Origin of the sequence: Paenibacillus tritici, assembly GCF_013204885.1 — a bacterium.
Taxonomy (GTDB): Bacteria; Bacillota; Bacilli; order Paenibacillales; family Paenibacillaceae; genus Paenibacillus_AQ; species Paenibacillus_AQ tritici.
In genome coordinates this window covers 32,949-52,349 of sequence record NZ_JABMKX010000029.1, presented here as the reverse complement: position 1 = coordinate 52,349, position 19,401 = coordinate 32,949, and the positions used below count along the sequence as shown (strand labels likewise).

General features: G+C 52.6%; 13 protein-coding genes. 5 read left to right on the top strand and 8 right to left on the bottom strand.

What is annotated here, in order from left to right; genetic code table 11:
- Positions 1 to 367: 367 nt before the first annotated feature.
- The 7 genes from HQN87_RS30735 to HQN87_RS30705 form a co-directional block, all read right to left on the bottom strand.
- Positions 368 to 1,684, bottom strand: a complete 1,317-nt coding sequence (locus tag HQN87_RS30735) for a DUF4179 domain-containing protein (protein ID WP_173140931.1) — start codon at positions 1,682 to 1,684, stop codon at positions 368 to 370.
- The gene (locus HQN87_RS30730; protein WP_173140929.1) at positions 1,623 to 2,219 is read right to left on the bottom strand and encodes an RNA polymerase sigma factor; all 597 of its coding nucleotides are present in this window, start codon (positions 2,217 to 2,219) and stop codon (positions 1,623 to 1,625) included. Before HQN87_RS30730 ends, HQN87_RS30735 begins: the two co-directional genes overlap by 62 nt.
- Positions 2,220 to 2,359: 140 nt before the next feature.
- Positions 2,360 to 3,214 (bottom strand): AraC family transcriptional regulator, encoded by an 855-nt coding sequence (locus HQN87_RS30725; RefSeq protein ID WP_173140927.1) that lies wholly within the window; start codon positions 3,212 to 3,214, stop codon positions 2,360 to 2,362.
- Between the two features lie 85 nt (positions 3,215 to 3,299).
- Positions 3,300 to 5,378: a serine hydrolase domain-containing protein gene (locus HQN87_RS30720; protein WP_436836500.1), complete on the bottom strand. Its 2,079-nt coding sequence runs from the start codon at positions 5,376 to 5,378 to the stop codon at positions 3,300 to 3,302.
- A 190-nt stretch (positions 5,379 to 5,568) separates the two neighbouring features.
- Complete coding sequence (locus HQN87_RS30715; RefSeq protein WP_173140925.1) at positions 5,569 to 6,420, bottom strand: hypothetical protein; 852 nt, start codon at positions 6,418 to 6,420, stop codon at positions 5,569 to 5,571.
- 187 nt (positions 6,421 to 6,607) lie between these two features.
- Complete coding sequence (locus HQN87_RS30710; RefSeq protein WP_367272843.1) at positions 6,608 to 9,205, bottom strand: beta-L-arabinofuranosidase domain-containing protein; 2,598 nt, start codon at positions 9,203 to 9,205, stop codon at positions 6,608 to 6,610.
- A gap of 228 nt (positions 9,206 to 9,433) precedes the next feature.
- Positions 9,434 to 9,958 carry a hypothetical protein gene (locus HQN87_RS30705; RefSeq protein ID WP_173140923.1) on the bottom strand — a complete coding sequence of 175 codons (525 nt, stop codon included), beginning with the start codon at positions 9,956 to 9,958 and terminating at the stop codon, positions 9,434 to 9,436.
- A 290-nt stretch (positions 9,959 to 10,248) separates the two neighbouring features.
- On the opposite strand from HQN87_RS30705, the gene HQN87_RS30700 reads away from it, so the two are divergent.
- From HQN87_RS30700 to HQN87_RS30680, 5 genes are all read left to right on the top strand, one after another.
- The gene (locus HQN87_RS30700) at positions 10,249 to 11,646 is read left to right on the top strand and encodes a helix-turn-helix domain-containing protein (protein WP_173140921.1); all 1,398 of its coding nucleotides are present in this window, start codon (positions 10,249 to 10,251) and stop codon (positions 11,644 to 11,646) included.
- Between the two features lie 147 nt (positions 11,647 to 11,793).
- Positions 11,794 to 13,401 (top strand): GAF domain-containing hybrid sensor histidine kinase/response regulator, encoded by a 1,608-nt coding sequence (locus HQN87_RS30695; protein WP_173140919.1) that lies wholly within the window; start codon positions 11,794 to 11,796, stop codon positions 13,399 to 13,401.
- 179 nt (positions 13,402 to 13,580) lie between these two features.
- Positions 13,581 to 15,344, top strand: a complete 1,764-nt coding sequence (locus tag HQN87_RS30690) for a sensor histidine kinase (protein ID WP_367272841.1) — start codon at positions 13,581 to 13,583, stop codon at positions 15,342 to 15,344.
- Entirely contained in the window at positions 15,334 to 16,971 is a 1,638-nt protein-coding gene (locus HQN87_RS30685) for a response regulator (protein ID WP_173140917.1), read from the top strand. Before HQN87_RS30690 ends, HQN87_RS30685 begins: the two co-directional genes overlap by 11 nt.
- A complete protein-coding gene (locus HQN87_RS30680) occupies positions 16,968 to 17,810 on the top strand; it encodes an AraC family transcriptional regulator (RefSeq protein ID WP_173140915.1) in 843 nt (280 codons plus the stop codon). Before HQN87_RS30685 ends, HQN87_RS30680 begins: the two co-directional genes overlap by 4 nt.
- Here HQN87_RS30680 and HQN87_RS30675 read toward each other — a convergent pair.
- Positions 17,807 to 19,312, bottom strand: coding sequence for an FAD-dependent oxidoreductase (locus HQN87_RS30675; protein ID WP_173140913.1), 1,506 nt, complete (start codon positions 19,310 to 19,312; stop codon positions 17,807 to 17,809). The two genes, HQN87_RS30680 and HQN87_RS30675, sit on opposite strands and share 4 nt — an antisense overlap.
- Positions 19,313 to 19,401: the final 89 nt, after the last annotated feature.

Genomic DNA, 19,401 nt, shown 5'->3' with positions numbered 1-19,401 from the left:
TCTTTATACTGTATGGAGGATTGCTGCACAAATTGCAACCTTCCCTTCGTGATATGGCCGCTAATCAGAAATTGTTGCACGAAAGTCAGCATTCCTGCGGCATTTACCCGCATGGCGGGACTATTCATGCATTTCCTGCAACAATTCTCTAAAGTGCACACTATCTATCGGCCTAAGTTGCAAAACGTACAACATTTGCAAACCTGCCTATACAGAACAGAATAAGCTAAAATGCTGGCGGTTAACCCTTTCAGCGTCCCCTTCCTATATACCCACAGCTATGCGTAAGCGGCGGGACGGCGGCACATTATTCCTGGGCTAGTGCTTCATATCATCAATTGGGCCAGTGCTCCATATCTTCATGATGCTAGTGCTTCGCATCCCCTAATGGAACTGGAACAGTTTGTCTATAGAACTTAATATAGTCGAAGCCATCCATCAGCAGGAACTGCGGCTTATCCGTGGTCTGGAAGGAATAGGTACGTTCCCACAGGATATTACCGTTCTTCAAGTCCCATGAACGAAAATCGGATATAGAGGTGACGGGGACGGCGGCTCCTGCGGCCTGAACAGCCAGAGTGTCCTTGTCCAGCATCGTGAACTGCTTCCCGGCGATCACGATATCATAGCCCTCAGCAGTCTTGGTGACACTGCGAATCCACAGCTTCTCGTTGCCGACCGGAACGGAGCGGTCTGAGGGTGAGGCCAGGGAGATAGGCTGCTCTACGGTCTGGTATCCGATAAAATTATCGAGCACCAGCTCAACGGTTTGCAGCTTGTCTGTCGGGAGCACATCGAATTCAATTTGAAACTCCAAGGCTTTCGTTTTCTCATTCAGGCCTGAGCGCATCGACCACATATTCACTTCAGTCCCATTCACATAAAGCTTGGTTGCTGCCGGAAATCTTGGAATTTCCCCATTATCCATTTCGTAATGTCCCTTTACGATGGTTGAGGTGGGTGAGGCTGTTATGGAATCATAGAAGACTTTCCCTTCGTCCACCGGCACAGCCTGGTCAATATCTGCAACGAGCAGGCTTTTCATGGCAAGGTTCGGGTCATATTTGAAGGAGATAGGGAAATGGACTATTTCTCCGCTTGTCAGCTTTGCATTGAGATTCACGGTCAATTTTTTGGAAAAAGGGCTGACCGGCTCAAATTTGTATACACCCTCGAACCGGGTCTTGTCCGGGCTGTAATCTCCGCCGCCTCCGGTAGGATCAGAGTCAGTAAACAAGCCTTTAATATTATTGAAGGAGTAATTGGAGAAGCCCGTCTCATCAAACACCAAGCCTGGCGGGCGCTGTATACTGTAATGCATCAGCAGGTTATTGTCGTCTGCAATCACAGCTTTGATAGTGAAGATGGTCCCGTCCTTAAGTGTCTTGCTCTGGTTGACCGCTTGTCCGTAACCCTCCTTAACCACTTGAGCGAAATTCACAGTATTCAGCTCGCTTTGACTGAACAGCTTCCCGCCGTAATAAGCTAAGGCAGGATATTGATACACGCCTACAGTCAGCAGGAGTGCGGCAGCCGAAGCGGCGACCCATGTTCTTGCTCTTCTAATCCGTGATCTTGGCTGTCTGGCAGGTGCCTGCTCCAGTGCCTTACGCAGTCTGCCCTCAAGTTCTGATGGCGTCCTGGTCTGCTGATGCTCCTGTAGTCTCTCCTCGATCGTTCTCATAACGGTCCCCTCCGATCATAGCTTTTAGTTTCTGTATCCCTTGCGAAATTCTCGACTTGATGGTGCCTACCGGTGCATCGGTGATATCGGCAATCGTCTGATACGACAGATCGTGAACGTAGCGGAGTTCAATCGCTTCCCGCTGCCGCGGATTCAGATGAGCGAGCAGCAGCGACATGTCCAGTTCAGACTCCGTATAACGATAGGGGTTATCTGCAGTCCAGGCCTCAAGTGCAGGCTCCGGCGGCCCGTCCTCCTCCAGGGCAACGAACCGGTTCTGTGAGCGGAGGACCGCTTTGCAGCGGTTGACGAGAATGGTCTTGCTCCAGCTGTAGAAGGCTTCACGCTTCTTCAACTGCTCCAGCTTCTCATACAGCGTGACAATCATGTCTTCCATCACATCCATCGCATCATGCTCATTCTTCATGTAGCTATAGGCCAGGCGATAATAAGCGTCCTGTTCGGCTAGGATTAGTTCTAATAATGCTTCTTTGTTGCCTCGCTGGGCCGCTCTGACAAGACGGCTTATATTCATCTTCTCACCCCTTTTCATAGATAAGAGTCCCTGGCAGCCCTAAAAGTTCATTATGCTCCAAAAAAAATCTCCACAGCCGTTCTCAGAGAAAAGTACTCTCTCTAAGGAGGCTGCGGAGGAAGCGGGAGGAGGAACAACCCTCACTCATAGAACAGCAGGCGTTTGGCATAAGCATTGCGGAACTCGGTGGGGGTGAGGCCGACGATTTTTTTGAACGATTTCATGAAATTATGGCAATCCTTATAGCCGAGCTGCTGCGAGACTTCACTGACATTCTGATTGGTGTCGGTCAGCAGGAATTTCGCCAGCTCCATCTTTTGCTGCAGAATATACTGCTTCAGGGAGATCCCGGAGATTACGGTGAACAGATGGGAGAGATACTTCTCGTTGTAGCCGAAATAGGCGGCGATCTGGGAGACCTTGATATGCTCGCTGCGGCTCCATTTGATGTAGTCCACGATATCATGGTAGAGCTGCTCCTGCTTCGTTCTTTTGAACGGATCGGCACCGGTATGCAGGGTCTGGTTGTACAGCTCGCACAGAATGACGGTGGACATATAGTTGCTCAGCGCCGTCTGATTATAGCTCCGGACCGAATCCTGAAGCTGCTTCATCATCACAATGAGCTTCTCCGCATTCCGCAGGGTCCCGTATTGGGGCAGATGGATTACGTATTCTTCCTGCCCGGAGGTCTGCGGAGGGAGATCTGTAGTCTGAGCGCCGCCCGCAGCTTGAAAATGCAGCCAATAGAAGCTACAGTCCGAGGACTTGGTTCCGTATTGTCTGGTAAGCGGCGGGAGCAGCAGATATTCGCCTTTGGAGACCACGAATTGCTGGTTGTCCCCCGCGAGGTAGAGCACGCCTTCTGTCATGACGATAAGCTCATAGTCCTGCAAAATCCGGCTCAGGTGAATCCACTCCGCAGAGGGGGCAACAAACTTGCCGGTCATCTCCAGCGTGACAGGCTTATCCACAAGCAGCTTGAATGCAGTCATGTATGTGTCTCCTTATATTCTGGCCTTCATCCTGTTTATCGTAACGGAGCGCCTGGGCAGAAGCAAGGAGTAGCTGCAAGCTCTGTTAGTTCAAGCCTTTATGATATGGGTTCAGATGAATCTGGAACCTGTCTCCTGCCTTGCCGCCGAACACAATCGTTCCGCCTTCCGGGAGGATTACCGATGATGTATCCTTATTCACGATTGAGGAGTACACCATCGCACCTTGGTCATCGTACACGATAACCCCTCCGCTGGCCGGAGCCTCTACGCTCATGGCTGAAGCAGCCGATTTGGCATCAATCTTGAACCATACAGCATGACCGCTATCCGCAATCGTACAGATCGAGGCATTTCCGCCGTAGATCGGGTGGATGGCATCTTCACTGAGGTAGGACTGCCCGTCTATCGTCAGATACTCTTGCTTGTTCACAGTATGGAAGCTCAGATCGAAGGCATCTCTTCCGCTCATCGCCGGAATTTCAGCAACATTGACGGCGGTATGTTCATCCACAATTCGGGTGCCTGAGGCATAGCCGTTCTTACTGTCAACAGCGATAGTATAGATTAGGTCTTCAGGGGTGAGATAGAGCAGGGAGTTGATTTTTTCATCCAATCCGTAGTAGCTTTTATGGTTTCTTGTCTCCCACGCAGCTCTGGTGGCCGGCGCTAGAGGATTGGCGTCCAGCTTCTGATATTCATAGGCGACCACAGACGTATACCCAATGCCGGGCAGTTCCACATAGGCCTTCAGCTTAAAATAGATATGTCCGTTGGACTGTTTCTCAAAGCTTATCGTCACGGTACCATCCTTGTTGGTGAATTGTCCTTGGCCTGTATACACATAGGCTTGTGGAGGGATAACGCCCCCTTCGAGGGCGGGAAGCGAGATCTCCCCATTCTTGATCTCCACCTTCAGCGTTGTGCCCACTGTGCCGTATAATCCGGCATACGCAAGCTGGTCCGCCGGCATCTTGACCTTGATGGAAGGTTCGAAGACAGGACTCGGGATCAGCTTGCCGGTCTTGCCGGTGTCCTGCAGATAGGCCAATAGAACGTTGGTGGCAAAAACACTGTTATACAGCGAATTTCCGTTCGAGGACAGGACAGCCATCGAAATATGATGTTCAGGCAGTGTAGTCAGAGCAGCATGATACATAACGGTATCCCCGCCTTTGGACAAAGCCTGGATGCCATATTGATCGAACGGGGTCAGGCGGACGGCATCCCAGCCCAGGCCATAGTTCACGCTGTTGGTTTCCTCTGGTACCCAGATGCCTTTTCTATATTCTGCGCTTTGCATGGCGGCGGCCGATTGCCCGGATAACACATCGGGCCGGCTCCCGGTCAATACTTCTCCGAACGCAGCCAGCTCTTCAGCCGTTGAGTATAGCCCGCCGGCACCAATGACATTGGTATTCTCCACGGGCAAAGCCTGTGGTATTCCAGGGTAATAGGTTTTGGCTAATTGTGCTCTGTCAAAGGTGCTGAGCGGCGTTTGGGTGGAGGCGAAAATCAGCGGCTGGTTGATCTTCTGATCCAGAAATCCGGTATAGCTTAAGCCGCTAACCCGTTCAACCAGGAGCTCCAGCAGCTGGAAGCCATCGTTGCAATACACCGAATATTCACCCGGTTTCGACTTCAGGCGCTCCGATTGCAGCCTCATTAATAATTCATCCCGGTTGCCGGTGTCATGGTCATCGAACAGGATGCTGTTGGCATAATGACTGCCGTAAAGACCTGAGGAGTGATTCATCAGCATACGCGGCGTAATGTCCTTATACCGCTCCTCTGCCATGCTGAAATCCTTGATATAAGTGATGAGCGGCTGATCAATATCCACTTTGCCCGCATCCGCCAGCATCATCACTGCAGCCGTTACATACATTTTGCTCACTGAGCCGATGCCGAACATGGTATCCTTTGTAACGGGAGATTGGCTGGCCCGGTCACGGACACCTGTGCTGCCGGATAATACAAGGGTTCCGCTGTCCATAATGGCATACTGTAAGCCGGTTACTCCATAGTCGGAAACAATCGTCGATGCCAGCTTGCGGGCCTTCTCCGTTGCCGTATTCTTAAGGGGCTGTGCTGAAGCCTGGTTCATGGGTTGAAGGATGGTTATAAGCATAACACTCATTACTGCTGCACGAATTCTCTTCACTCTAACTTCCTCCTCGGCACCCTGTAGCGGACTCATCTGGGCTATAGTTCAGCATACAAGAGAGGAGGCGGGAGGAATACGAATACACCCTGAAACGCCAAAAGCAATCCCTAAACAACCATTCGTCTAAGGATTGCCTGTATCGCATCATCCGGCAGCTTGCCGGGTAGGGCAGATAAGTCATTACGGTCTATGCCTCTTCAACTTTATGTAACGTCGTTCGGATATGCTCCAGCGCAGCCGCCGGGTCCTCCCGCTTGAGGCACTCCTCGATATAGAGGTACTGCTGGTTGGTGTCGTGGATGATACGATTGACCGATTGGAAGCTGCGTACCGTCTGGTCGTAACTGGCTTCCTGCTCGTTCATCTGCTGCTCCAGACGGGTATTCTCAAGCTTGAATTGAAATTTATCAACCATCGTATTCAAAATATAGATGATCATCACGTTGATCCATAGAAACCCGATCGCGGAAATAAAGTAATGGATGTTCATCTCCGTGTAGAATGTGAGTACATTAAGCTGGTAGATGCTGATGAGAGGAATAAGGATTAATAGGATGTAGGAACGATAAGGCAAGGGGAAGCTCCTGCGTGTGGCGATCAGCCGGATGATCTGGATAACGGCTAACATGATCATGAAGCTAAGCAGATTGGCCTGGAATAACAGGAACGTATTCTCTTCGTCCGCTACAGTAAGACTGGCGGTATCAACCAAGTCCAGCATATAGAAGCAATAGACCGAAATCATATTCGCAATAGACATTAATACCGCGTAGAGCACGGTAAATATAATCTTCGTTTTGAGTTCCGCCTTGAAGACTAGAGACAGACTGAAGATGGCGGATGTCACCAGAAGCGAAGAGACCACAAAAGAATCGGGAACAGATAAATAAAGGTAACCAAGGATTCCGTAAACGACAAAACACATCCACTCCTTGCGCTTGTGGGCCGGCTTACCTAACACCGAGTTGAAAAAATACATGATCTGAAAACCCAGAATAAGCTCAAGAAACAGCACGATGAACCCTTCGCTGGTGGTCATAGCTGTGCAACCCGTTGATCCATTGGGAACCTCCTCTCCTTCTAACAACTAAGCAGGCCAGCTTCGAAAAGCGTCCGCAGTCCCGGACTTTCCCCCGCCACAGCGCCCGTCCTTCCCCCGCCGCAGTCACCCGTTCTTCCCGCCGCCGGCAGCAGGGGAAGGACGGTATTCAGCGTGGTGACTACGATTATACCTTGATTATAGTAACCTTGTATTCCTGCTCCGTAAGATGATCCTCGGCCTTAACTGTGAGCTTCAGCCCGGTATAATCATGCAGCAGTCTGATCGTGCGCGGGAGCGAATCCTCGATTAATATGCCGTCAGCATAGACCAGGGCATTCTGATGCTGGGGGGTAACGTTCAACTGTACTTGGCGGGTGTCTTGCGGAACAGTTAGGGTGTAAGCCGTTACTCCGCCAGTAAAGGAAGTGGACAGCGTTCCTTCGCTGAAGGCAAGCTGTCTCAGCCCGGCGTTGTGATCATAACCGGTCATCATGCGCAGCAGGTCGAATATACCGTTCTCCCGGCCCGGAACAACGAATTTGACTTCTACCTCTGTTTTGGCGCCAATGGCTTCAGCCGGGATCAGATAACTCCGGTTGTAGAAGCTGCGGGCTTCATCCGTATACAGGATTTCGGACGCGATCCGCTCACCATCCACATAGATGGCAATTTCCTTCCCGTTATTTCCTGAGAAATAAGTCACCGAGAGATAGTTGTCCGTACGGGGCGCGACCTTCATCCGGTAGCTGAACCAGCCGCCTGTCTCCGCTTTGCGGATATTGTAACCATCCCAGGTAGCTACAGAGGTATTCTCTCCCTCAATGCCATGCTCCAGCTCATATTGGTCATTGCCGACAGGCAGGCTGTCCAGAGTGGCGTCCTGCATACGCTGCCGGATTTTGCCCTGTAAAATATGCTGCTGCAGCTCAGCCGAATCGGCTTCCACCAGCCGCCAATAGATGCCGTACCGCTCACTATGCTGCTTATAATGTGGAGTGAAGACCAGCCGGTCATCCTCATCCGTCCCCCGCAGCGCAAAAGCCAGCTCATCCTGCTCCAGCCGGACCATGCGGCCCTCAAGCTGCTCCAGCCAAGCCTCCGGAGCTTCGTTCACCGTAGTGATGAAATCCTTAACCAGCAGGTTCCGGGTCGGAACACTGACCGCAACGCCCGTTGCAGATACGGACAGATCGGTCTGGCCCAGAGCTGCGCTCAGCACCACCGGCCCGTATTTGAAGGCAACCACCTGGGGGGCATCCGGCAGATTGAAGGAGGCAAGCTTCATCGGCAGCCGGAGCTGAAGCGTATCGCCGTCTGCCCATATTTTACTAAGAATGATATAATTTCCGCTGACCTCTGTATTCACAGGCTGTCCGTTCAAGAGAAGCTCAGGCTCACCGGCTAGCCAATCCGGCAGACGAAGCTTCAGCGCGAGCGAATGAACCTGCGGCTGCAGCACCGATACAGTGAATTGTACACGATCACTATAAGGCAGATCCGCTGACTGTGACAGCTTCAGGCCATGTTCGGCAGAATTCAGGGTAGAGCTAAGATACTGGTTGACCACAATGCTGGATGCATCATGGAAGTACAGGCTGTCGTTCAGCTTGGTGAAGCTCTCCATGCCTGTACCCGTACAACACCAGAAATGCTCGAACGGGGAGCTGTACACCTTGAAATAGCCAGTCGCCATAGGCTGGAAATACATTGTCATCCCGGTATGCGGATGCTGTGACGAGACGATTGCATTCAGGTACGTATTCTCGTAAAAGCTGGCATAACGGGAGTCCCCAGTGATTTTGAACAGCTCGCGGGTCAGCTTGAGCATGTTGTAGGTGTTACAGGTCTCCGCTGTGAAGTTGGAGCGCTCCCGGTCCAGCATATCCGGGTCGCCGAAATGCTCCCATTCGCTGTTGCCGCCGGTGATGTAGCTGTGATGATGGACCACCATGTCCCAGAACTGCTTCGCGGCCTCCAGGTAAAAAACCTCGCTGTCCCCAAGCGTCCGGTAACGGTTCAGCGCACCAAGAAACTTCGGAATCGTGGTATTGGCGTGTTTGCCTTTGAGGATGTCCTTGCCCTCATGGACAGGGGTGAATAAAGTCAGCTCGTCAAAGCTATGGGCGGCGTTTAAGTGTTCAGCTTTCCCGGTGAGCTTATACAGCTCGTAGAGGCAGTCATTCATTCCGCCATATTCCACGGATAATACGCGCTGATGGACCTCCTCCGACCAGGAAGCCGTGCGGCGGCTGACCCAATCGCCCAGCTTATCCGCCAAAGTATAAGCGGTCTTGCTGCCGGTAGCGGTATAAGCGGCGGTGAGTCCGGCGATGATCTTGTGCATCGTGTACCAGGGAACCCAGGCGGGCTGCTTGTTCTCGATATTATCGAACAGCTGCTCCCCGAATGCGGAGAGGTAACCGCTCTCATGCTGGCACAACGCCAGCTCCTCCAGAAGGTATCTCAGCCGGAGCGCAAGTGCGTCATCCCGGGTGCTGGCATAAGCCTGGGACAACGCCGACAGATAGTGGCCCAGCGTATGGCCGCGGATCTCCGTATTCTCCCACCCCGGATATCTCTCGCCCTTCTCCGGCAGTCCCCGGTTCTCACGGAAGCCGGCCAGCAGGCGGTCGGGATCATAGCTGGTAAGATACTCTATCTCCTTGGCGAATGCGTTGACGATATAGGGATCGGATACGGAGACCTGGTTCATACGGTATTCCTGATACATCGGCGTGCCCGGAGTCCGGGCGGCTTGCTGCGGCTTGGGTGTAATAGTCACTTTTTTATCCTCATTCCTATGGGTTCTGTAGGGTTGATGCAAGGTATGAATCCTATGTATAAGCTTATATATAAAGGGCTTAACGGTAAATAGTGATAGGATTGAATATGTGTGAAAAGGTTAGAATGAAGCAGCCTGCTACAGGCGCAAAAAAGCCACAACTGCTGCTAACGGCATCAGACTGTGGCTTGTAGAAGGCGTATGAATGCTAGTAATCTTGTATCTTCGTTATGGAGTATACTGCTGCACGATAGATACGATTTGTCCATCCTTAAGAGTAAGGTGATAAGGAGACTGGCTTAGATCGAATACCTCAGTCCGGGCAAATTCATGAATGAACTGCTGCAGGCTCAGCGCTTCGTTCCAGTTGATATCCAGCTCTTCAAGCTTGCCTGTGCGGTCATAGATCTGCATGGTCACCTTGGCATCCGGAGCTACGGTATAGGTACTCAGCGAGTCGCTGTCATTCACAATGTAGTAGCCGTCAGGAGCACCGCCGATTTCGGCTGCAGATTCAGGCTCACGCTGTGCAAAAACTGCATCGGCGGCAGCTCCTTCGTACCATTCAATCTCGTCCCCGGTGAGAGTCGTCTGACCCTTCAGGGTATCAATGGAATGGATGTACACACTCAGGTGCTGGAGGCTGCTGCTCTTGGCGTCAGCGGTCTTCATGGTTGTGCTTGCCGTAGTTACGAGGGAGAGGAACAACAGGACCAGTACAGGAAACAGATAGACATTTTTGTTCTTTAGCATTATGAATTTCCCCCTTGGCGTAATAGTAACACGGCATAAGTCTATAAGATGTATTTACCCTGCCGGAACATTCTCAAACTTGGTTATACCCTAATAAACGTTGCTGGGCCGGAAATGTTGCAAAATATTTTTGCAGCCAGGCGGAAATGGGGATATATAACATTTATTCCGGTTTTGTCAACCTCTTTTGAACCGTTCAAACTCGATTGACCTGTCTAATTAAGGGACTTATTATATAGGAATATCTGGGTTTTTACTAGAATATCTGGTTCTCGAGGGGCGGTATTGGTTTGCAACACAAGTCTACAATTCAAGCAGAACTGGCTGCTTTTCTGAAAAAAGAGAGCTATACCATCAATCAGTTTGCAGGGCTATCCGGTGTCAATTCGGGAACACTGAGCAGCATTATTAATGGCAACCGTCCTATTGCCATGCAGCAGCTTGACCGGATTACCGCCGGGATGGGGCTTCCTGAAGGAACATTTTATGAGCTATATATAGATGAATGTGTCGTTCATTCCACACCTGACTGGCGGCGGCTCGGACCCTTCCTGCACCGCTGTGCGGAGCTTCACAAGCTGGACTGTATCCGGCAGGTTGTTCTTATCATTATGGATAATATTACATATGCTCCGCTGCTGTTCGATACGGCAGAAGAATTCTACGGGCAAGGCAAGCTTGAAGCAGCAGCTCTGCTCTATGAGGGGGTAGCTGACAGTGAGAAGTATCAGCATTCAGAACGGCTGGCCCTCTGCCAGTACCGGTTGTTCAAGATCAGAATTGGCCAGAGCCCCGAAGCGGACTTCCGCGCAGCCACCCGGTTCGAGTGTTTCGTGGAGCGCCTGGAGGAACTCGACCAATTGGGTGCAATACAGCAGCTCGCGGACATCTACATCTCTTTGCGGCACTGGGATAAGGCCGGAATACTGGCCCGGGAGCTGCATCATAAGACCTCTATCCAGTACGAGCTAAGGTATTACAAAACCAGAAAACATAAGGAGATAAAGGAAGCGCAGAGGCCTCTGTGCTTCTATATCCTATATTCCTACTGGCTCCAGTCCAAGGTATGTGAGGAATCCGGGGAATATAAGCAGGCGCTTGATTATGTAGGCATGTACTCCGACATGGACTGGATTGTGGAGGAATCGGAAGAGGTCCGGCAGATCAAAGAACAGTTCACGAAGCTTGGTATAGTCTATGCGTGTCTATACCGTCTGATGTGCGGTGAACTTGAAGTCCTCCCTGAATATGGGAAATATATCGGCACCCCTGAGCTGGGGCTGCTGGACGGGCTGCTTAAGGCCGTTCAAGCGGCTAACCGCTTCCACTGGGATACAGATAGCCTGATCAGCCGCTTCCAGCCGTTGCTGGCGCAGGAAGGAATGGTCTTGGGGCAAGCGGCTTCCGATGCGGATATCCCGGATAACTATCCGGTATTGCTCTATGAGCTGGCGGTGTATTATCTGCACACGGAGAGAGCAGAGCAGGGGCTGGCTTACCTATTCGAGAGTCTGGAGGCTTCGGCGGCTCTCTGCAGTGTGGCCTATGTCATCCGCTCCGTAAGATTATTCGAGCAGTTCCGGCCGCTTGCTTCAGCGGAGGATCAGGAGCGGTACAAGCATCTGATCAATAAAGTGCAGCAGGCCCACACCGGAGCGAAGCGGACTACAGGGTCCCTGCGGGAGTAATGAAGCTGCTTACAAATATATAATAAGCCCCTTCCCGGCTGGGAGGGGCTTACTGCGTTATATTATCTTGTTTTTTCTGTTATGATAAGGACCAGTCAAGTCTATCGTTACATATTTAGGCTTGGGAAATGAGGTTCTGGTACGAAGATGGAGAATACGAATACCCGTAGTCCGGTAATACGTAATTTAGAGGATGCCGCAGACCGGATGATAGAGCTGCTAAGCCAACTTTTCAAGTCCAACACGATTCTGATTTCGGTGTATGGTGTAAGCTCAGATCCCCTGCTGCGGGTGTTCAACCGGGAAGAGCTGACGGCGCCGGATACGGATGGCTCTGCGTTTTTTGATCCTATTTGCAGTCTGATCACTCTGAATAACAATAAGCCGTTACTGGTCGCTGATACGCATACACAGCCCGCGTCCCCTGCGCTCGGCTTCATACACACCCGGGGAGTGCATTCATTCATTGGCGTTCCCCTGATCACTGAGGATGGCGAATCGCTCGGGACGATCTGCCTGATGGACCCTGCGGCCGGGAGTCATACGAAGGAAGACCTGGACATCTTAAGCGCAATGGCTTATTTTTTCACCTATATTATGAATTTGGAACGGAAGTATGAAGCTGTAGAGCAGCGGAGCCAATCGAAATTGGATCTGTTCGCCATGCTCAGCCATGAAATCCGCACCCCCATGAACGGCATTATCAGCATGACGGATCTGATGATGACGACTGATATGAACGAGGAACAGCGGTATTACATGGAGATCATTGAATCGAGTAATGCCAAGCTGCTGCAATTCCTGAACGATGTTCTGGATTTCAGCAAGATGGAAGCGGGCAAGCTGTTCATTGAAAAAGAACCGTTCGATATTATCACCGCCCTGGAAGAGAGCGTCTATCTGTTCTCCACCAAGGCTTTTGAGAAAAACCTGGAGGTTATTCTGAATGTGGATTCGGAGATTCCACTATATGTTCTGGGAGATGCCCCCAAGATACGCCAGATCATCATGAATATCGTAAGCAACGCCCTGAAGTTCACCCACGCCGGGGAGATCCTGATTGAGCTGAAATCCTTGCCTGTGCGCGGGGAAGAGGTCGGAATTAGGATCAGGGTTCAGGATTCCGGGATAGGGATAGCGCAGGACAAGCTGAAGCGGCTGTTCAACAAATATACCCAGGTTCACCAGAACAGCGAGCTGCATCATTACGGAGGTACCGGACTGGGGCTGGCCATCTGCAGACAGCTGGTGGAGCTGATGGGGGGAGAGATCTCTGCCGAAAGCGAGGAAGGGACAGGGACCAGGCTGGAAGTCACACTATATCTGGAGAAGTATACAAGCCTGCCCTCGATTCCCTTCGAGAAGGATGTGCTTGATGCCATTAAGATCCTGGTTGTGGATGATAATCTGACCAGTCTGCAGGTCATCTCTTCGGTACTTGAGGACTGGAGTGTGGCTGTGAATTCTGCCCGTACTGCCGGAGAGGCCCTGGAGCTTGTGGCGGCCAATAACGACTATGATCTAATCCTTATGGACAAGGATATCGCCGGGACAGAAGCCACAGAGCTTGCCAAGCATATGCGCCAGCTTGCTCCGGGCAGGAAGCTGCCCGTCATTCTGCTTGCCCCCCTGGGGACGAATCTGGACGAGGAGACCAAAGCGCAGTTTGCCTCCATCATTATCAAGCCCATCCGCAAGGTGCATCTGCTCAATAACATATTGGCCTTGCTGAAGCACAGTAAGCCGGAATCATAAATCGTACAAGAGCCTGTTTGAAGCCGGGAGGATGCCGGAATTCAAGCAGGCTTTTTGGATTGTACATACGGTAAATCCATGCTCCGCATACGGTGATTTCACTATATCTTAAGCGGCTTATTGCCCGGCCCCGGGTCCGGATGACATAATCGAAAGAACAGGCATGTACACGGGAAGGCGTGAAGAAATTGGACTATTTCCGGAAGCAATCGTTCCGCAGTAAATTAAAAACCGCATTCCTGGCCGTGATTCTCCTCTCTGTGCTGATGACCGGAGGGCTGTCCTATTCCATCTCCGCAGCGATCCTGGAGAAGAATGCGCTGAAGCTCACCCAGGATACCGTCGTCAAATCGGCACAGATCATCGACGAGAAGCTGAACAAGCTGACCCTGATCATGATGACCTTTATGATCAGCCAGCCTTTTCACGATATGATGAGGGATGTCGTCTCCGGGGACACAGGCAGATATTATACCCACCTGAATGATCTTGATAACGTTTTCTCGCAGGCGCGGATTGCCGAGCCGCTGATTCAGTCCATCTATGTGTCCACGCCGATCGGGGAGTTCTACCCGTCGTCAATGAACCGCAACCGGCTGACGGAGTTCAAGGATACGTTTCTGTATGAGCGCATTGAACAGGAGAAGAAGAACCTGTGGGTTGAGGGACATGAGGATATGCTGTTCTCCGGTAAGGACCGGGTGATCTCACTGATCCTGGAGCCCATATTCGATACTCCGGTCAGCGGTGTGTATATCGTAGTCAATATCCGCGAAGACGGCTTCCGCAAGCTGGTAAGCGGAGGTACCGGCGGCGGGGGGCACAGCTTCCTGCTGAACGCTTCAGGGGAGCCCGTGTATTCTGTGAAAGATCCGCTGGTCCGGCAGGCGCTGGAGGGCAGTCATCTGGGCGGTATGATCAGCAGCAGCCGGGATCTCAGCAATACGTTCAGGCTGGGCGGTGAATCCTACCTGCTGAACTATGCCCATCTGGGCATTGCGGATTGGACGATGACCACGATCCAGTCCAAAGCCAGCGTGCTGAAGGATATGATCTATGTCAAGTGGATGCTTGTAGTGGTAGCCCTCGCTGCCTTTACAGTTACGATGATGGTATCCGGCGCATTTACCCGTTATCTGCTGAGGCCCCTTCAAGGTCTGATGAAGGTCATGAAAAAGGTGGAAAGCAACGATCTGAGCGCCCGGTTCGAGAGCAGCAGCGGGGACGAGCTGGCTCAGGTCGGTATCCGGTTCAACCGGATGCTGGAGCAGATTGTAGTGCTGATCGGCGAAGTCACCGAGGCGGAGACACATAAACGCTCGGCGGAGATCAAGGCGCTGTCGGCGCAGATGGACCCCCATTTCCTCTACAACACGCTGAATACGATCTACTGGAAGCTGAATCTGAAGCAGGTGGAGCAGTCGCAGCGGATGGTAGTGTCGCTGTCCCGGCTGTTTCAGCTGGGGCTGAATAAAGGGCAGGAGATCACCACGCTGTCCAAGGAGCTGGAGCATGTCGGCCAGTATCTGGAGCTGCAGTGCAGCTGCTATGAAGGGTTATTCCGTTATGAAATCTACGTAGAGGATGAAGCGCTGAATACACTCCCTCTTCCGCGCATTCTGCTTCAGCCGCTGGTGGAGAACAGCATTCTGCATGGCTTCCGTGATCTGGAAAGCGGCGGAGTGATTGATATAGAGGTATTGGACGAGGGGGAACGCTGGTGTATTACGGTCCGCGACAACGGAACCGGGATGGAGGAGGATCAGGTCCGGGCGCTGTTCTGGCGGGAATCGGAGAAGGGGTATGCCGTGTCCAATCTGATCCGCAGGCTGCAGCTCTATTACGGGGACAGCGCGGTGTTCCGGGTGGACAGCGGGCCGGGCAGGGGAACGGCGGTCATCCTATCTTTACCCAAGAGAGAGGAGCATCAGGATGGACGATAAGGGTGTGATCAGCTTGTGCATTATAGACGATATCAAAAGCGTAGTTGCAGGACTCACCTGCATGAACTGGGCGGAGCAGGGTATCCGGGTGGCGGGTACGGCAGCCAACGGGGAGGCTGGGCTGGACATCATCTCGGAGCTGCGCCCGGATCTTGTCATTACGGATATACGGATGCCGAGAATGGATGGACTCTCCATGCTGCGGGCCGTGCTGGAACGCCACCGGGATTGTAAAGTGATTCTGATTAGCGGCTATGCCGATTTTGAATATGCGCAGCAGGCCGTCCAGCTTGGCGCTTTTGACTTTGTCGTCAAGCCGTTTACCGAAGAGGATATTATGAAGACGGTGCTGCGGGCGAAGGCGGAAATTATGGAAGAACACTCGAAGCTGCTTACCCTGCGGGAGATGGAGAACCGATTGCGGGAGAGTCTGCCGGTGCTGCGGCAGGAATATTTCGCCCTGCTGGTCAGCCACCGTACAGCCTGGGAGCAGGCGGCGGCCCGCTGGGAATTCCTGAATATTGATCTGAATCCGCTAGGATTCGTGGTCATGCTGCTTGAGATTGATCACTTTCAGGAGCGGGCAGCCGAGCTGTGCATCCGCGAGGTGGAGCTGATCCGCTTCTCGCTGCTCAATATCACACAGGAGACGATTGCCGAGCATGTACGCTGCGTAGTCTTCCGCGCCAGACATAACCGCTATCTGGCGGTTATGAATGACTGCAGCACGGTCAGTGCGGTGGAGATTGCCGAACGCTGCTGCCGGAATATTGAACGCTACACCAAATTCACCGTCTCGGTCGGGGTCGGGGGCAGAGTGGAGGAGACAAGTGAGCTGCCCGATTCCTATCTGCAGGCCAACCGGGCGCTGGCCTATCATCTGTTCACGGAAGGCAATGCAGCCATCCGCTATGACGATATTCTCCCGGCCGGCAGCCAGGAGCCGCTGTCCCTGGAATACAAGGACGAGCTGCTGCTGGCGCTGCGCTCGGGCAATGCCGGCAAGGCAGCGGCCATTCTGGAGGATATCTCGACAGGCCTTCAGAGTCTTGTCTCCCGGCAGAATCCGGATTATCTGCTCAGCCTGTACGATGAGCTGGCTGCTTCGGCGATCCGGAGCTTCTATGAGCTGATTCCGTATGCGGATATCCAGCCGCTGATCCAGAGGTTCAGGACTGTTCAGGGGACAGCCGGACTGCCGCTGGCCTCTCTGCAGCGGCAGCTGCTGGAGTTATGCGTGGAAGGGGCCGCACTGGTGCGCAAGAACAGCCTGTCCGAAGGGCAGAAGGTCATCTATGCCTCACTCGATTATATCCAGAGCCATCTCTCTGAGGATATAACGGTGGGGGATTGTGCTGCTCACGTCCATCTCAGCGTGAGCTACTATTCCAGTCTTTTCAAGAAGGTGACCGGTATGACTGTTACCCAGTACGTGACTACGGAGAAGATCCAGAAGGCCAAAGCGCTGCTGATCGAGGGGATGCCTGTGCAGGAGGTCGCCCTTGCAGCGGGTTACCAGGAGCGGCGGTATTTCAGCGAAATGTTCAAGAAAATCACCGGGCAGACGCCTTCGGAATTCAGGGCGGGCTATCATCCTGACCGGCCGGAGGAGAAGCCTTACCGATGATGAAGTCAGAGCCGCATCGTTCCGGTGTCATGTATGCTAACTATTTCGCACACACGAAGCCCCACTCCGTGAAGTACGAAGAGGGGCTGACCTACTATCTGTTCCGGTTTCAGGCAGAAGGAACCTGCCGGGCGCTGGTGGCGGGGAATTACGAGACCATCATCCCTGGAGACCTGCTCATCTATCCTCCCGGCCAGCCCTACGAACTGAGCGTTCAGCCCCGAAGCGTACCAGCCTCGGGTGAGATTCAGCCTGCTTCGGACTATTTCCTGGCCGGCAAGGGGGAATGGCTGGACTTGTGGTGGGCCAACACAAGCCTGCCGGTAAAAACGAATATCGGTTTTGACGATACGGTGCTTACGTTATGGAAGCATATCATCAGCGAGAAGAGAAAAATGATGCAAAACCTGGACGAGATCATGGACTATCTTCTGAGAACATTTTGCCTGACCCTGGAGCATGTGATTGGGGTCAATCCGCGTACCAAGGGAGAGGACACCGCGTACAAGCTTAAGTTATTCATAGACAAGCATGCCCATGAACCGCTTAGCCTGGAGCAGATATCGGCCTCCGCCGGGTTAAGTGTGTCCCGCTGCTCCTATCTGTTCAAGGTTTCTTTTGGCCAATCTATGTTCGCCTACTGTATTCGCGTCAGACTGAAGCTTGCACAGCAGCAGGTGCTGTACAGTGACCTAACGCTTGAACAGATTGCCGACAAAACGGGCTTCCAGAGCTATGCCCACTTCTGCCGGATGTTCCGCGGACACTTTGATTATTCCCCGGGAGAATACCGGCGCAGATTCGGGTTCCGGTTCCATCCGAGTGGATGCACAGATTAGACGTCTGTATACAAAACCTGATTTTCTTGAAGAAGGATGGAATGCAGCTTCTCCACCTCTACATTCTGAACAATCCCGTCCGCGTCAAGCGCCAGCGCGGCTGCAGCCGCAGCCGATTGCCCCAGGATCATAAATACCGGTTCCATGCGGATTGAGCCGTAGGCGGCATGAGTAGCAGATACACATACCGGTACGATCAGATTGGTGCACTCCGTCCGTTTCGGTACAACCGCCCGGTAGCTTATCGGGTAAGGTGCAGCCAATCTCACATAGAATCCGCCCTCTGTGCTTACATGGCCGTCTTCGTTCACATAGTATTGGGTATGGTGCGAGTCCATGGCGAAGGAGCCCATGCCGATGGAATCCAGAACCGGATTGTCCAGTCTGACATCATGCTCCGTAACCACATAATCGCCGATCATCCTGCGGGATTCCCTGATATATAACTGGGGTGTCCAGTGGCCGCTGTCCGTGAATTCATCAAGCGGCAGCCCCCACGGCTTGTAGACCGCCCGGATGTCCTCCGGCACCCGCGGATGATTCTGCAGGGTCCAGACATAACCTTGCTGATAGATGCGGTGGGCCTCCCACATGGCTTCTCTTGCCGGATAATCCGCCTCTGCATAGCTATGGTTCATTCCGTTGTAATCCGTAGAAATGCCGCTATTGTTGTTGGAATCCGTCTTCTCTGCAGTAACCCGGTTTAATTTAAAGAAACGGGAGCGCTGCCCCTGCTCAATGGCCCGGAACAGAATTTCATAATCGGCCTCGTTATATCCCTCAGGCTTCCCGAGCTCCAGGCGGTTGCCGGGATTGTCCGTCAGGCACATGCGGAAGTTATACGCCTGAAGCTTGTTGTCACCGTCACCGATACCGCCGCCGCGGGTAGCATTGACACGCGGGAGCAAGCCGCTTGAAGGTACTCCTTTTATGATATAGGGATCAATACCGGCTGGAAGCTCGTTCAGCTCGTCGCCGGGCTGAATACCGTTAAGCGTCTCGCCATAGGCTGAATTCGGCTCCCGGCCGACAGTATAGGATACGCCTGATTTGCCCATCAGATCGCCTTCATACGTAGCATCAATAAACATCCTGCCCCTATAGATGTTCCCCGATTCCATGCGGATAGAAGTGATTGTGGTGTCTTGTCTGGCCACCCCGTCCTGAAGCTCAAGCCTGTCTCCGCAGACAACCTCGATAGGGTGTTCGAGCACGAGGTCCTGCAGTACTTCGAGCGCCACTTTGGGTTCGAACAGCCAGCGTGCCCCGTCTTCATTATATTTCCGGGCTACCCGCTGGTAGAACTCCAGGGACAGACCGCCGACCGCCTGCTTCATCCCCACATCCGTATCTCCCAGACCTCCGCTGGTAAGGCCCCCTATGCGCTGTCCCTGCTCGATCACTACCACAGATTTGCCCATTTTTGCAGCTTGGACCGCAGCTGTAATTCCTGCAGCGGTTCCGCCGTAAATGACAATATCATACACCTTTTCCCGGTTCATAGTACGCCTCCTAATGCCTGATTTCACCTGCAGAAATTATCATAACCGCTGGCCGGCCAGGCGGGAATGATGGATCTTCCTTTTTGATT

Excerpts from the sequence above, each read along its gene's own strand:
- HQN87_RS30705 (WP_173140923.1), bottom strand. The coding sequence starts at position 9,958 with ATGCTAAAGAACAAAAATGTCTATCTGTTTCCTGTACTGGTCCTGTTG.
- HQN87_RS30695 (WP_173140919.1), top strand. The coding sequence starts at position 11,794 with ATGGAGAATACGAATACCCGTAGTCCGGTAATACGTAATTTAGAGGAT.
- HQN87_RS30725 (WP_173140927.1), bottom strand. The coding sequence starts at position 3,214 with ATGACTGCATTCAAGCTGCTTGTGGATAAGCCTGTCACGCTGGAGATG.
- HQN87_RS30730 (WP_173140929.1), bottom strand. The coding sequence starts at position 2,219 with ATGAATATAAGCCGTCTTGTCAGAGCGGCCCAGCGAGGCAACAAAGAA.
- HQN87_RS30680 (WP_173140915.1), top strand. The coding sequence starts at position 16,968 with ATGATGAAGTCAGAGCCGCATCGTTCCGGTGTCATGTATGCTAACTAT.
- HQN87_RS30675 (WP_173140913.1), bottom strand. The coding sequence starts at position 19,312 with ATGAACCGGGAAAAGGTGTATGATATTGTCATTTACGGCGGAACCGCT.
- HQN87_RS30715 (WP_173140925.1), bottom strand. The coding sequence starts at position 6,420 with ATGACCACCAGCGAAGGGTTCATCGTGCTGTTTCTTGAGCTTATTCTG.
- HQN87_RS30735 (WP_173140931.1), bottom strand. The coding sequence starts at position 1,684 with ATGAGAACGATCGAGGAGAGACTACAGGAGCATCAGCAGACCAGGACG.
- HQN87_RS30685 (WP_173140917.1), top strand. The coding sequence starts at position 15,334 with ATGGACGATAAGGGTGTGATCAGCTTGTGCATTATAGACGATATCAAA.